Source organism: Puniceibacterium sediminis, assembly GCF_900188035.1.
Taxonomy (GTDB): Bacteria; Pseudomonadota; Alphaproteobacteria; order Rhodobacterales; family Rhodobacteraceae; genus Puniceibacterium; species Puniceibacterium sediminis.
Genome location: NZ_FZNN01000014.1, coordinates 57,682 through 72,047, shown reverse-complemented (window position 1 = coordinate 72,047; position 14,366 = coordinate 57,682). Strand labels below are relative to the sequence as shown.

At 62.1% G+C, this 14,366-nt stretch carries 14 protein-coding genes; 10 read left to right on the top strand and 4 right to left on the bottom strand.

Translation table 11 applies throughout. The features are described 5' to 3' along the window. Positions 1-16: 16 nt before the first annotated feature. Positions 17-355: an STAS domain-containing protein gene (locus tag CHB75_RS15005; RefSeq protein WP_089271906.1), complete on the bottom strand. Its 339-nt coding sequence runs from the start codon at positions 353-355 to the stop codon at positions 17-19. A 366-nt stretch (positions 356-721) separates the two neighbouring features. Between CHB75_RS15005 and CHB75_RS15000 the strand changes: the two genes are divergently transcribed. The 9 genes from CHB75_RS15000 to CHB75_RS14960 all read left to right on the top strand — a co-directional run bounded on the left by CHB75_RS15000 (position 722) and on the right by CHB75_RS14960 (position 10,256). Next, complete coding sequence (locus CHB75_RS15000) at positions 722-1,186, top strand: GAF domain-containing protein (RefSeq protein ID WP_089271904.1); 465 nt, start codon at positions 722-724, stop codon at positions 1,184-1,186. A 173-nt stretch (positions 1,187-1,359) separates the two neighbouring features. Continuing rightward, complete coding sequence (locus CHB75_RS14995; RefSeq protein ID WP_089272019.1) at positions 1,360-1,932, top strand: helix-turn-helix domain-containing protein; 573 nt, start codon at positions 1,360-1,362, stop codon at positions 1,930-1,932. Positions 1,933-1,942: 10 nt separating this feature from the next. Then, a complete protein-coding gene (locus tag CHB75_RS14990) occupies positions 1,943-2,563 on the top strand; it encodes a LysE family translocator (protein ID WP_089271902.1) in 621 nt (206 codons plus the stop codon). A 1-nt stretch (position 2,564) separates the two neighbouring features. Continuing rightward, the gene (locus CHB75_RS14985) at positions 2,565-2,936 is read left to right on the top strand and encodes a GFA family protein (protein WP_089271900.1); all 372 of its coding nucleotides are present in this window, start codon (positions 2,565-2,567) and stop codon (positions 2,934-2,936) included. Positions 2,937-2,939: 3 nt separating this feature from the next. After that, entirely contained in the window at positions 2,940-3,563 is a 624-nt protein-coding gene (locus CHB75_RS14980; protein ID WP_089271898.1) for a LysE family translocator, read from the top strand. Positions 3,564-3,574: 11 nt separating this feature from the next. Further along, a complete protein-coding gene (locus CHB75_RS14975) occupies positions 3,575-6,031 on the top strand; it encodes a GcvT family protein (RefSeq protein WP_089271896.1) in 2,457 nt (818 codons plus the stop codon). A 124-nt stretch (positions 6,032-6,155) separates the two neighbouring features. After that, entirely contained in the window at positions 6,156-7,049 is an 894-nt protein-coding gene (locus CHB75_RS14970) for a homocysteine S-methyltransferase family protein (RefSeq protein ID WP_089271894.1), read from the top strand. Positions 7,050-7,092: 43 nt separating this feature from the next. Continuing rightward, complete coding sequence (locus CHB75_RS14965; RefSeq protein ID WP_089271892.1) at positions 7,093-9,540, top strand: GcvT family protein; 2,448 nt, start codon at positions 7,093-7,095, stop codon at positions 9,538-9,540. A 68-nt stretch (positions 9,541-9,608) separates the two neighbouring features. Then, entirely contained in the window at positions 9,609-10,256 is a 648-nt protein-coding gene (locus CHB75_RS14960) for an RluA family pseudouridine synthase (RefSeq protein ID WP_425439506.1), read from the top strand. A 160-nt stretch (positions 10,257-10,416) separates the two neighbouring features. Here CHB75_RS14960 and CHB75_RS14955 read toward each other — a convergent pair whose 3' ends face one another. Next, positions 10,417-11,856, bottom strand: a complete 1,440-nt coding sequence (locus tag CHB75_RS14955; protein WP_089271890.1) for an aldehyde dehydrogenase family protein — start codon at positions 11,854-11,856, stop codon at positions 10,417-10,419. 152 nt (positions 11,857-12,008) lie between these two features. Between CHB75_RS14955 and CHB75_RS14950 the strand changes: the two genes are divergently transcribed. After that, positions 12,009-12,662, top strand: coding sequence for a peroxiredoxin (locus CHB75_RS14950; RefSeq protein ID WP_089271888.1), 654 nt, complete (start codon positions 12,009-12,011; stop codon positions 12,660-12,662). A gap of 176 nt (positions 12,663-12,838) precedes the next feature. Here CHB75_RS14950 and CHB75_RS14945 read toward each other — a convergent pair whose 3' ends face one another. Then, positions 12,839-13,666, bottom strand: a complete 828-nt coding sequence (locus CHB75_RS14945; RefSeq protein WP_089271886.1) for a DUF2189 domain-containing protein — start codon at positions 13,664-13,666, stop codon at positions 12,839-12,841. A gap of 75 nt (positions 13,667-13,741) precedes the next feature. Beyond that, positions 13,742-13,981 (bottom strand): HP1242/YdcH family protein, encoded by a 240-nt coding sequence (locus tag CHB75_RS14940; protein ID WP_089271884.1) that lies wholly within the window; start codon positions 13,979-13,981, stop codon positions 13,742-13,744. Positions 13,982-14,366: the final 385 nt, after the last annotated feature.

Here is a 14,366-nt window from a genome sequence, read left to right as displayed (position 1 = left end):
GCCAACGGCTGGTGCTTCAGAGTTCCGAGGGAGCGAGCGCGGCATCAAGATCGCTGTGGATTGCAAAGATCGAATCCATGCGCGTCAGGCGAAAAACCTTGTCGACGCCCGGGGTGAGACCGGAAAGGTCGAGCTTCTGATGGCTGTCCAGTTGCTTTACTGCGGCGACGATGGCCCCCAACCCGCTGGAATCGACAAAATCCACCTTGTGCATGTCCAGAACCACGCGCCCGGGGGCCGTGGCTGTCATCTCGCGCATCTGATCCTTGAACCGTATGGCGACCGAGGCATCGATGCGCGCAGCGTCGACCAGGATCACCTGAGTATCCCCTTCAGCGCGGCTGATAAAATTCATTTGCATCATTCCGTTTCTAACCTGCGTGCAACATTTAGGAGCCAAAGATTACCATTCGGTGATCAGGCTCTTCGGCATTATCGAGCAGAGAGCATGGGTGTGTGGATGACCGGCGTCTAGGGTACCACTAAAAAGCCCCAAACAGGTTTCGCGGCGCTTGCGATTGTGGCGGCGACGCAGGACAATGCGGAGGGCGTCCCGTGGTTATTGCATGCTAAAATCCGACGTGCTGACAAAGTGTACCCATGGCGGTATTGCCATGGCTGTCGTCATCGAAAGGGCCTGATGTTTTATCTGCCCCAAAATACTCCGGGGGACGTGCGGGGCTGGCCCCTCACCTTGGATCCGCTGACCAAAGGAGCTGACATGCGCGTTGATTATGACACCCTGACCCGAACCCTTGCTGCCCTGACCGAGGGTGAGACGGATGCCGTGGCGTTGATGGCGACGGTCGCTTGCGAGGTACATCAGGCGGATGACCGGTTCGACTGGACCGGGTTTTACCGCGTCACCGGGCCGGAACAACTGAAGATCGGGCCATATCAAGGGGGGCATGGCTGTCTGGTCATCCCGTTTTCGCGCGGCGTCTGCGGTGCGGCGGCGCGCACGCGTGAGGTGCAGTTGGTGCCGGACGTCGAGGCCTTTGAGGGGCACATCGCCTGCGCCAGTTCGACCCGTTCGGAACTGGTGCTGCCAGTGATGACCGGGGCAGGGCAGTTGCTGGGCGTCTTTGATATCGACAGCGATCAGCCGGACGCATTTACTGAGGCTGATGCCGAGGCGCTGGCCATGATCCTGACCGCGACCTTTCGCGACGTGACCGAGGCCTGATCCCAAAGTGCGTGCCTGCGGGCGCGCGCCGATATCTCGTTCCCGGCCTTTGGCCGGTGCCTCGGGCCGCCCAGTCGGGCCGTCATCACGTGATGAAAAATGCCTATGAAATTTCATAGCGCTGTGGCAGCATGAAATTTGAGACATTTATTTCACGAGCCACCGAGTCGCCGATGCAACACGCCGTGCCCTCTCACATTCCGACCCTGGGCGCAGATTTGCGCGCCCTGCGCAAGGCGCGGCACCTGACGCTGGCCGAACTCGCGTCGCGGCTGGGCCGGTCTGTGGGCTGGCTGAGCCAGGTGGAGCGGGATCTATCGGAACCCTCTGTCAGTGATCTGCGCCACATCTCTGCAGCGCTGGACGTGTCCTTGTCGACGCTTTTCGGACAGGCAGGTGGGCCCGCCGAAGAGGCCGGTCACATCGTGCGGTGTGGCGCGCGGCGGACCATCGGATCGGGCACTGCCGGTCTGGTCGAAGAACTGCTGTCGCCAGATCTTACCGACGATTTCGAGGTGGTACATTCGACGTTTCAGCCGCATTCGCAGATCCGCGAGATGGTTATCCGACCGACGCAGGAGGTGGGATATCTGGTGTCCGGACAGCTTGATCTGGAAATCGGGAAGGCGAGATTTACCCTGAACCCCGGTGACAGCTTTCGCATTCGTGGCGAACCGTTTCGCTGGATCAATCCCTATGATGCACCTGCTGTGGCGATCTGGGTGATCGCCCCACCGGTTTACTGAGGAGACGGGAATGTCGTTCCACGCCTGGACTGTCTTTGCCCTTTTCTGGGTCGTTTTCGTGACCTCGCCCGGGCCCAATGCGGTGAACTGCATCCAGAACGGCATGACCTTTGGCTTTGTCCGGTCACTGTGGGGCGTGCTGGGGATCCTTACGCAGGCGCTGCTTTTCCTGTGCTTGTCGGCGGCGGGGATCACGGCGTTGCTGACCACCTCGCCCACAGGGTTCTTTATCGCCAAGCTGATTGGGGCGGCGTTCCTGATATGGACGGGTATCCGCAACTGGCGCGCGGCAAGGACGCCAGTGAGGGCGGGTGCGCTGCCCACCGGCCATATCTACAGGCGCGCCTTTGTGATTGCGACAATCAACCCGAAGTCCGTCGCGGGCTACTTGGCCGCCTTTTCACAGTTTGTGCAGCCGGATGTTCCGATCGCCGCACAGATGGGCCTGATTGTGCCCACCGCCCTGACCATCACCGCTGCAAGTTACTGCATATATACCGCTTTGGGCGCGGGCCTTGGGCGGGCTGCCCTGGGGGCCGTGGGGAATACCATCGTCCGCCGCGTCATGGCGGGCTGTTTCATCTTGTACGGCGTGCTGTTGGGTGGCAGCGCGCTGAGCCCTGGAAGGTAACATCATGCACGGCAGCTGCGCATGTGGCGCGATCACATTCACCACCGATGCCACTCCCTTTGGCATGTCGGTCTGTCACTGCCAGCAATGCCGGAAGATGTCGGGATATTGCTGGTCCTCGGCGCAGGTGGCCGAAGCCGACCTGACGATCGCCGGGCCCGTTACGTGGTTTCAGAGCTCACAGCGCGCCCGGCGCGGGATCTGCCCCACCTGCGGAGCCTTCCTGTTCTGGCAGGGGGCGGGCGAAACCGAGATCAGCTTTGCCCTTGGCGCGGTCGACGCGGCGACGGGGCTGAAACTCGAAAAACACATCTTTACGGCGGAAAAGGGCGACTATTACGCCATTGCCGACGGTCTGCCACAAAAGGACTGAACCATGATCGATACCTTGCTTGCGATGGATCCATTGAACCTGCTGGCCTTTGCCGGGGCGGGAATGTTGCTGAACCTGACCCCGGGCGCGGATGTGATGTTCACCATGGCCTGCGGTGCGCAGGGCGGGGCGCGCGCCGGTATCGCGGCGGCGGCGGGCATCGGCATGGGATCGGTCTTTCACATCCTGCTGACGGTGCTGGGCGTGGCGGCGGCGCTGCAGGCAGTGCCGCATGCGCTGGACATCATCCGCTGGGGCGGCGCGGCCTATCTGGCCTGGCTCGCCTACAGCGCCTGGACCGCGCCCGCAGACACAGACCGTGTCCAAGGCGCGCAAACCCTTCGGCGCGCCTTTGCCCGTGGTCTGCTGACCAATGTGCTGAACCCCAAGGTGGGACTTTTCATCCTGGCTTTCCTGCCACAGTTCGCCGACCCGGGCCTTGGTCCGGTCTGGCCGCAGCTTCTGATCCTTGGGGCGATCTTCGTGACCACCGGCTTTGTCATCACCAGTACCTACGGCGTGCTTGCCGGGGCCTTTGGCGCGGCGTTGCGCAGCAAGGCGCGGCTGATGAACCGGATCAGCGCAGTGGTGTTTGGCGGGCTTGCCGCCCGTCTGGTTCTGGACTGAGGAGAAAACAAATGGCCGATTTCCCGACACAGGCGCGCGTGGTCATCATTGGCGGCGGGGCCGTTGGCGCCTCTTGCGCCTATCACATAGCCAAGGCGGGCTGGGAGGTCGTCCTGCTGGAAAAGAACGAACTGACGGCCGGCAGCACCTGGCACGCGGCGGGCAACTGTCCGTCGTTCTCTACCTCCTGGGCGGTGATGAACATGCAGCGCTATTCGCTGCAGCTTTACCGGCGTCTGGCGGAGGAGGTCGACTATCCGATGAATTATCACGTCACCGGGTCGATCCGCCTTGGCCATAGCGCCGAGAGGATGATGGAGTTCGAACGTGCCCGGGGCATGGGGCGCTATCAGGGGCTCGACCTTGAAATGTTGCAGGTCTCGGACCTGAAGGATCGCTATCCGTTTCTTGAAACCCACGATCTGGCCGGTGCCCTGTACGATCCCGACGACGGCGATATCGATCCGGCGCAGCTAACGCAGGCGCTGGCCAAGGGCGCGCGGATGGCAGGCGCACAGATCCACCGGTTCACCCCCGCCACTGGCGTGCGGCGCGAAGGCGATCACTGGGTTGTCGAGACTGAAAAGGGCGAAATCACCTGCGAAAAGGTGGTCAATGCAGCTGGATACTACGCGCAAAAAGTCGGGGAGTGGTTCAAGCCTTACGGCGGGCGCACAGTTCCGATGACCGTCATGTCGCATCAGTATTTCCTGACCGAGCCGGTTCCCGAGCTTGAGGCATGGTCACGCGAGAACGGAAAACTGCCGCTGCTGCGGGACGTCGATTCCTCCTACTACCTGCGGCAAGAGAAAAACGGCCTCAACCTTGGCCCATACGAACGGAATTGCCGCGCGCACTGGACCACCCCCGAAGACCCGATGCCCGAGGATTTCAGCTTTCAGCTTTATCCCGACGATCTGGACCGGCTGGAATGGTATATCGAGGATGCGATGGCGCGGGTTCCGATCCTGGGGGCCAGCGGCGTGGGGCGGGTGATCAACGGTCCCATTCCCTATGCGCCCGACGGGCTGCCGCTGATTGGGCCCATGCCCGGCGTGCCGGACGCGTTCGAGGCCTGCGTCTTCACCTTCGGCATCACCCAGGCGGGCGGGGCGGGCAAGGTGCTGGCTGAATGGGTCACCGAGGGGCGGACCGAATGGGATATGTGGGCCGTCGATCCCCGGCGGTTCACCGACTACACCGACCCCGCGTATTGCGATGACAAGGCGGTCGAGACCTACGGCCACGAATACGCCATGCACTTTCCGCACCATACTTGGCCCGCTGGACGGAATCGCAAACTGTCACCCGCGCACGGGCGGGTGGTCGCATTGGGTGGCGTGATGGGGGCCTACAACGGCTGGGAACGCGCCAACTGGTATGCACAGCCCGGCGACGATACCTCTGAGGAATCCACCCAGACCTGGCACCGCGACGGCCCATGGCAGCAACGTATCCGCGAAGAATGTGAGGCCGTGCGCGACGCCGCAGGCCTGCTCGACCTGCCGGGGTTTTCACGCTTCCGCCTGCAGGGGGATGGCGCCGCCGAATACCTGCGCGGCCTTTGTACGGGTGGTATTCCCAAGGTCGGGCGCATCGGCCTGCTTTATTTCGCCGACGACCGGGGCCGGATCGTGACCGAAATGTCGGCAATGCGGCTGGCGGATGACTTTTTCTTTCTCATCACCGCAGCGGTGGCCCAGTGGCATGATCTGGAATGGCTGCAATCGCATATCCCCAAGGACGCGGCCTTTGCCCTGACCGACGTGACCACGGAATTCTCTTGCCAGATCCTCACCGGCCCGAAATCCCGCGACATCCTCGCCACCCTGACCGACGCCGACCTGACGCTGCCCTGGCTCACGCACCAATCGGCCCAGCTGAACGGTATATGGGTTCAGCTTGTCCGTGTCAGTTTCGCCGGTGAACTGGGGTGGGAGGTGCATTCAAAGACGGCCGATACCGCCATTATCTACGATATGCTGATGCAGGCAGGCGCACCTTTCGGCATTAAACCCTTCGGGATGTTCGCGCTGAACGCGCTGCGGATCGAAAAAGGCTACCGCGCGTGGAAGGGTGACCTGTCCACCGACTATACGATGTTCGAGGCCGGTCTCGACCGCTTTGTCAAACTCGACAAGCCGCAGGATTTCCCCGGCAAGGCCGCGCTTGCCTCGGAACAGGCGCGCGGCCCGGGGAAACGCTTTGTCACTTTGGTCATCGACGGCGGGGACTGCGATGCGCCCTCAATGTCCACCCTCTGGCACGATGGCGCAGTTGTCGGCGAAAGCACCAGCGGCGCATGGGGCTACCGCGTCAACGCATCCATCGCGCTGGGCATGCTGCGCCCCGATCTTGCCACCCCCGGCACAAAGGTCGAGGTCGAGATTTTCGGCAAACGGCACACGGCCACCGTGCAGGCCGACCAACCGCTCTGGGACCCCGAAAACAAAAGGATACGCAGTTGATGCTTACCTCCTTCAATGGGACAATTTTGCGTTCGTTCCGCCCTTGCATCCCACCCCGTGGTAACTCGGCGGTCAGGCCCTGCTTGAACAACCATAACAGATCGCTTTGCGCAGGAGCCCGGCCATGAGCGTGATTACTCTGATGGACGGCGGCATGGGGCAGGAGCTGATCCACCGCGCGGGCGGTGCACCGACACCGCTTTGGGCCACTCAGGTGATGATCGATACGCCCGATCTGGTCGGTGCTGTCCATGACGACTTTTTCGCCGCAGGCGCGCGCATGGCCAAGACGAACAGCTATGCAGTCCACCGCGACCGCCTTGTCGGAACAGGGTATGAGGACCGTTTCGCAGCTCTCCTGCGCACTTCTGTGGATCAGGCCGTCGCCTCCCGTGACCGCGCTGGCGGCGGCCTTGCCGCGGGCTGTCTCGGGCCTCTGCGGGCCAGTTATCGCCCCGATCTGCACCCCCCGGCAGAAGAGGCCATTCCCCTCTATGCCGAGGTCGCCCAAATTTTGACCCCGGGTTGCGATCTGCTGATCTGCGAAACTGTTGCTTCGCTTGATCACGCGCGCAGCGTGCTGAAAGGTGCGTCTTCGGCGGGCTTACCTGTCTGGCTATCCCTCACCGTGATGGACACCGACGGCACCCGCCTGCGTTCGGGTGAACCGCTTGCCGCCGTGCAGGAAATTGCACAGGGCGGCGCGCAGGCCATCCTCGTGAACTGCTCCGCCCCGGAGGCGATCCCCGCCGCCCTGCAAATCCTTTCGCACGCAAGCCTTCCCTTTGGCGCCTATGCCAATGGGTTCGAACGGATCACCCCCGAATTCTTGCTGGACAAGCCCACCGTGGAGAGCCTTTCAGCGCGGCGCGATCTTACGCCCGAAATCTATGCAGACCATGTTCTGCGTTGGGCCGACATAGGCGCGACGCTGATCGGCGGATGCTGCGAAGTCGGCCCGGCGCATATTGCTGCGGTGGCGCAGTCTCTCACGGCCGCCGGATACAAGTTGGAATGATCCGTAGCCGAATCCTTCAAAGCCCCCCGATGAAAGGCACAACATGACCCTTCCAAGCCACGCCCGCGTCGTTATCATCGGCGGCGGCATCATCGGCTGTTCCGTCGCTTATCACCTCACGAAACTGGGCTGGGCCGATGTTGTGCTACTGGAACGCAAGCAGCTGACCTCCGGCACTACCTGGCACGCAGCGGGATTGATTGCGCAGCTGCGCGCCACGGCCAACATGACGCGTCTGGCAAAATATTCGCAGGAACTCTACGGCGCGCTCGAAGCCGAAACAGGCGTTGCCACTGGGTTCAAGCGGGTCGGCTCGATCACTGTCGCCCTGACGGCTGAACGCCACGAAGAACTGCGCCGATCTGCCGCCATGGCCCGCGCCTTCGGGGTTGAGATAGACGAGATCGGCACGGCAGAGATCAAGGCAAAATATCCCCATCTCAACACCGATGGCATTCTTGGCGGGGTCTACCTGCCCAAAGATGGACAGGGTGATCCGGGCAATATCGCCCATGCGCTTGCCAAAGGTGCCCGCATGCGCGGCGCGGTCATTTCTGAGCGTACAAAGGCCATGGGCATCACCCGCAATGGCCAAAGGGTTACGGCCGTCGAGTATCAGGCCGAAGGTCGAGAATCCGGCCAGATCACCTGCGATCATGTGGTCAACTGTGCCGGAATGTGGGGTCGGGAAGTCGGCCGGATGCTGGGCGTCAACGTGCCGCTGCAGGCCTGCGAACATTTCTACATCGTCTCGGAGCCCATCGCCGGGCTGACCCAGCTTCCGGTGCTGCGGGTGCCGGATGAATGTGCCTACTACAAGGAAGACGCGGGAAAGATCCTGCTTGGCGCATTCGAGCCGGTTTCAAAGCCCTGGGCGCTGGATGGCATCCCCGAGAGTTTCGAGTTTGATCAGTTGCCCGAGGATTTCGATCATTTCGAGCCGATCCTGGAACAGGCCGTCGCCCGTATGCCGATGCTTGCCAGTGCGGGCATCCACACCTTTTTCAACGGCCCCGAAAGCTTTACCCCCGACGACGCCTACCACCTTGGCCGCGCGCCCGAGATGGACAATGTCTGGGTCGCGGCAGGCTTTAACTCGATCGGCATCCAGTCGGCGGGCGGTGCGGGTATGGCGCTGGCGCAGTGGATGGAGTCGGGTGAAAAGCCGTTTGATCTGGGTGATGTGGACATTTCCCGGATGGAGCCGTTTCAGGGCAACCGCCGTTACCTTGCCGCACGCGCGACCGAAACGCTTGGCCTGCTCTATGCCGATCATTTCCCTTATCGCCAAAAGGCCTCGGCCCGGGGTGTGCGCTGCTCGCCCTTCCATGCGCAGCTTGCCGCCCGTGGCGCGGTTTTCGGCGAGCTGTCGGGATGGGAGCGCGCCAACTGGTATGCGGCACCGGGGCAGGCGGCTGAGTATGACTACAGCTGGAAACGGCAGAGCTTTTTTGACAACATCGCCGCCGAACACCGTGCCCTGCGCACCGGGGTCGGGGTGTACGACATGTCGTCCTTTGGCAAATTGCGAGTCGAGGGGCGCGATGCAGAAGCCTTTCTGAACCGGATCTGCGGCAATGACGTCGCCGTCCCGGTGGGGCGGATCGTCTACACCCAGTTCCTGAATGCGCGCGGCGGGATCGAGGCGGATGTGACCGTCACCCGATTGTCCGAGAGGGCCTATCTGGTGGTGACCCCGGCGGCGACGCGCCTGGCGGATGAAGCATGGCTGCGGCGTCATCTGGGCGATGCGGCGGTGGTGATCACTGACGTGACCGCCGGCGAAGGCGTTCTGGCGGTGATGGGGCCCAAGGCGCGGGACGTCCTGCAGGCGGTGTCACCGGCGGATTTCTCAAACGCGGTGAACCCCTTTGGCACTGCGCAAGAAATCGAGATCGGCATGGGCCTCGCCCGGGTGCATCGGGTGTCTTATGTGGGCGAGCTGGGCTGGGAGGTTTACGTTAGCGCCGATATGGCCGCGCATGTGTTCGAGACGATGATGGAGGCCGGGGCGGCGCATGGCGTGACCCTGTGTGGCCTGCATGCGATGGATTGCGCCCGTGCGGAAAAGGCGTTCCGGCATTTCGGGCATGATATCACCTGCGAAGATCATGTGCTGGAGGCGGGGTTGGGCTTTGCGGTCAAGACCGGCAAGGGCTGCGATTTCATCGGCCGGGATGCGGTGCTGCAAAAACGCCAAGAGGGCCTGCAACGTCGGTTGCTGCAATTCCGCCTGACGGATCCCGAACCGCTGCTTTATCACAACGAGCCGATCCTGCGTGATGGGGTCATCGTCGGCCATGTGAGCTCAGGGGCTTATGGGCATTCCTTGGGCGGGGCTGTGGGTCTGGGCTATGTGCCTTGTGCGGGTGAGGATCTGGCCACGGTGCTGGGATCACTCTACGAGATTGACGTAGCGGGGCGCCGTGTGCGCGCCGACGTGTCCGCCCGGCCGATGTACGATCCCGAAGGCGCGCGGCCCAAGGCCTGACGTCGACCGGGGCAAAGAGGCGCGCCGCTGGCCCTTGCGGGTTAGCGGCGCTTTTGTCATGGGGGGGAATGATGACAGAGTATGCGCCCCCCAGCGACCCGATCGAGATCCTGCACGAAGATCAGGAACTGCTTGTGGTGAACAAGCCCGCCGGTCTGCTGTCGGTACCGGGCAAGGGCGAAGGGCTGACCGACTGCCTGATCGCGCGGCTTGAGCTTGCCTTTCCGCAGGTGCTGCTGGTGCATCGGCTGGACCGGGACACATCTGGGGTCATGATCTTTGCGCTGACGCCCTATGCGCAGCGGCATCTGGGGCTGCAGTTCGAAAAGCGGATGGTCAAGAAAACGTATCTGGCCCGTGTGGCCGGGCGGCTGGAACCGAAGACCGGGACCGTGGATTTGCCGCTGAAGGTGGACTGGCCGAACCGGCCTTTGCAGAAGGTCGATCATGCCGAGGGACGTTCTGCCCAGACCGACTGGCGGGTGATGAAAGCCGGTGACGATGAAAGCCGCGTGCAGTTGATGCCGCATACGGGGCGCAGTCATCAACTGCGCGTCCACATGCTGTCGCTGGGGCATCCGATCCTGGGCGATCCGCTTTACATGCCGGAACGTGCGGCTGAATTTCCCCGGATGATGTTACATGCGCAGGAGTTGCGGTTGCGCCACCCCGAGGGTGGCGAAGGCGTCAAATTTCGCCTGCCCGCGCCGTTCTGAGCCAGAGCGCCTCTGGCGGGCGTGTTTGCTTGCATATTTGGAAAGAGAAGAAGCCGGGGCCAGTGAAGCGCCCCCTGCGTCGATCTATGTGAGTGGCTTTGTGGTCGTTGTGGGGCGACACGCAACGGGTGCGTGCCGCCTTTTGGAATAAGCGGAGCGCTTATTCGGGAGCCCAGCCAGAGACGGCCTTGACTTCGAGGAAGTCGACGATGCCAAAATGGCCACCTTCGCGACCGTTGCCGGATTGCTTCATCCCGCCAAAGGGCGAGCCTGCCGAGCGGGACTTGCCGTTCATCTGAACCATGCCAGAGCGCAGTTTACGGGCGAGCCGATTGCGGCGGGCACCATCCTGGGTCTGGACATAGTTTGTCAGACCATAGGGCGTGTCGTTGGCGATCCGCAGGCCTTCTTCCTCGGTATCGAACTTCATGATCGACAGCACGGGGCCAAAGATTTCCTCGCGCGCGATGGTCATGTCCGGGGTCACGTCGGCAAAGACCGTGGGGCGGACGTAGAAACCGCGGTTCAGGCCCTCGGGGCGGCCCGGGCCACCGGCGACAAGGCGGGCGCCTTCGTCGATGCCTTTCTGGATCAGGTCCTGAATCTTGCCCCATTGCACGGCATTGACGACCGGTCCGATGTGGCGGCCCGCTTCGGAGGCGGGGCCGACCTTGATGGATTTGGCGACCTCGGCGGCCTCGGTCACGACGCGGTCGTAGATCGGGGCCTCGACCATCATGCGGGAAGGTGCGTTACAGGACTGGCCTGTGTTTTCCATCATATGACGGACGCCGCGTTTAACGGCCTTGTCATCGGCATCGGCAAAGATGAGGTTCGCACCCTTGCCGCCCAGTTCCAGATGCACACGCTTGAGCGTGTCGGCGGCGGCCTTAGATATCAGTTTGCCCGCACGGGTCGAGCCGGTGAAGCTCACCATATCCACGTCCGGGTGCGACGAAAGCTGTGAACCGACGCCGACGCCATCACCGTTCACAAGGTTGAAGACGCCCGCAGGGAAACCGGCCTCGTCCATCATCTCGGCGAAGAGCATGGCGTTTAGGGGCGATTCCTCGGACGGTTTCAGCACCATCGTGCAGCCTGCAACAGCCGCCGCGCCGACCTTGAGCGTGACCTGGTTCATCGGCCAGTTCCACGGAGTGATCAGCGCGGTGACGCCGACGGCTTCGTGGATGATGCGGTCTTCGGGGGTGTGGTCATTCAGCGGTGCCTCGAAATCAAAGGCCTTGGCGGCGTCGATGAAGTTCTGCAGGTGCCACGATCCGGCGCCGGTCTGGTCAGATCGCGCCATGTCGATGGGCGCGCCCATCTCAAGGCTCATCGCCTGGGACATTTCCTCGGCCCGGCGATTGTATACTTCGAGCAGTTTTTCGACATAGGCGATGCGTTCTGCCGGGGGCGCTGCCATCCAGCCCGGGAGGGCGGCCTTTGCGGCGGCGACAGCGGCGTCGGTGTCAGCCTGACCGCCCAGGGCGATCACGGCGCAGGGTTCTTCGGTCGAGGGGTTGATGACCTGATAATCGGTCCCGTCGATCGCATCGACCCAAGCCCCGTTGATGTAGAACTGGCGTTTCTCGATCATCCTGATTCTCCCGTCTGAGTGTTTCCTCCCGGGCGGATGCCGCGGGGATTTGATCATATATTGTCACTGCCCTTGCTGCACTTCAAGGGATGCAAATGCGACTTGCAGGGACTATGTTAACCTTAACCGCAACCAAGCATGGAGGGGCAATCATGGGCCTGCGCATTAACGACACGATTCCGGATATGACGGTCGAAACTGACCAGGGAACAATCAAGCTGCACGACTGGATCGGTGACAGCTGGGCGATCCTGTTCAGCCACCCCAAGGATTTCACACCCGTCTGCACCACCGAATTCGGCGCGGTCGCACAGCTGGCTGATGAATGGGCCAAGCGCGGCACCAAGGTGATCGGCATTTCGGTTGACGGTGTCGAGGATCACAAGAAGTGGAAGACCGACATCGAGACGGCAGGCGGCGCCAAGGCGGGCTTTCCGATCATCGCGGATGAGGATCTGGCGGTCGCCAAGGCCTTTGATATGCTGCCCGCCGAGGCCTATCTGCCCGAAGGCCGCACGCCGAACGATTCCGCCACGGTGCGGTCGGTTTTCATCGTCGGGCCGGACAAGAAGCTGAAGCTGTCGATGACCTATCCGATGAATGTGGGGCGTAATTTTGCCGAAGTTCTGCGGGCACTGGACGGGTTGCAGACGGCGGCCAAGCACTCTGTCGCAACCCCCGCGAACTGGGAAGTCGGTCAGGACGTGGTGATCCCGACATCCGTCAACGCCGAGGATGCAAAAGCCAAGTTTGGCACGTTCAAGACAGTGCTGCCCTACCTGCGGATGGCCAAACTGCCCGGCTGACCCCTGCCGCATCCGCGACGCATTTCACAAGCCCCGCCGGTTGGCGGGGCTTTTTTATGCCCGGCAGAGGTCTGCTTGGACAGCATTCTGGGGGCAACGACCGCCCGCTGGGGCACAACACAGCCGCGGCGTCGGCCCATAGGATGGGCTATGGATTTGTTCGGTCCAGCCTGTGTTCAGCCTATCGTTGGCCCGGGCCGGTCTGACGGCAGCACCGATAGGCTGTAGAGATGCCAGGTCGTGTGACCCAGCAAGGGCAGCACGACAACAAGGCCGAGAAAAAGTGGCAAGAGAGAGATCAGCGTCGATACCGCGATGACCGCGGCCCATCCCAGCATCGTCAGGGGATAAGCAGCCACATGGCTGAAACTGGACGCCATCGCCGTGACCACGTCCACTTCGCGATCGAGCAGCATCGGCAGCGACATCACGGTGATCATGTAGAGCAGAAGCGCAAAGACCGCCCCGACGGCACTGCCGAATGCCAGCATTGCCAGTCCGTTGGGCGTGAGGAAAACTGCGAGCGAACTCGATATATTGGTCATCACCGACAGCCCCATGAACAGGGCAAAAATCATGTGGCCCAGAAAGAACCAGAACAGGAAGATGAAGATGATGGTCGCCCCGATGAGCGGGAGCTGCCGCTTGCGTTGCTGCAGGATCACGCCCAGAACACCGCCCCAGTCCAGCGGCTGTCCGGTCTGAAGCCTGCGCGACACCTCGTAAAGGCCGACAGCAGCAAAAGGCCCCAGCAACGGAAAGCCGAAGATCGCCAAGATTAGCCAGAAGGTGGTCCCGGTCTTTACCGTGACCAAAGCCATCAGCCAGCCACCAAGCATATAGACGGCCGCGAAGGCCAGGCCAAATAGCGGCGCGCGGCGCAGATCAGACCATCCGAGCGCCAGAGCCTGACGGATCAAGGCCGGTGTGGGCGGCGCAAAGCGCGGAGCCCCCGGTTGCGGGTCCCGCGCGGAATTCTGGGATTGTCGGTCCGGATCGTTCACGGCGCGCGGGACTCCTTTCGGTATCTTGGGAAAACGTGCGGTCTCTATGATCGGATCAGCAAGGCCGAACCCTGATCAGGAGGCCACAAGGTATTTGTATATCTGATCTTTCAGATCCGCGCGGTTTTTACGCAGGTCCACAAGGTGCTGGTCGGATGTCGGGGCGACGTCGGTTTCCGCCCGATGTACCTCGCGATTGACTGCATGATAGTCATCGGCGAGGCGCGCGAAATGGGTGTTGGATTTTTGCAGGCTGCTGATCTTGTCGCTGTGCTCGGGAAAGTCTTCGGCGAGTTCATGCGGGGTATGTGACATCTGGTATTCCTCTTCGGAGTGGTCAGGCTTGGTCCCCTGTTCTCAGATCGTTTCGGGGCTCGGTTGTCAGTGGGACCACTGTTGCTACGGCCTGTCGTTGACATGAATCAACCGGCCAGAGGGGTCGTGGCGGAAACCTTCGGCTTCCCGAAGAAGCAGGCCGTCTGAAGTCGGTGCGAAGTTGGGAGGATGCGCAGTCTTCGTATGCTGAGGGGCTATGTTTAGGGCGACGGCCGCACTGTCTGGCTGCATTCTGCCGCATATGCATCGTCGGCATCAGCGATCTCTGTGCGTACGCGCTCAACCTGTGACAATTATCCGGCGCCGGACTGTTTGTAGGCCGACACAGCGACCTCTGTAAAAATCCGGCGGGCGGAAATTATAC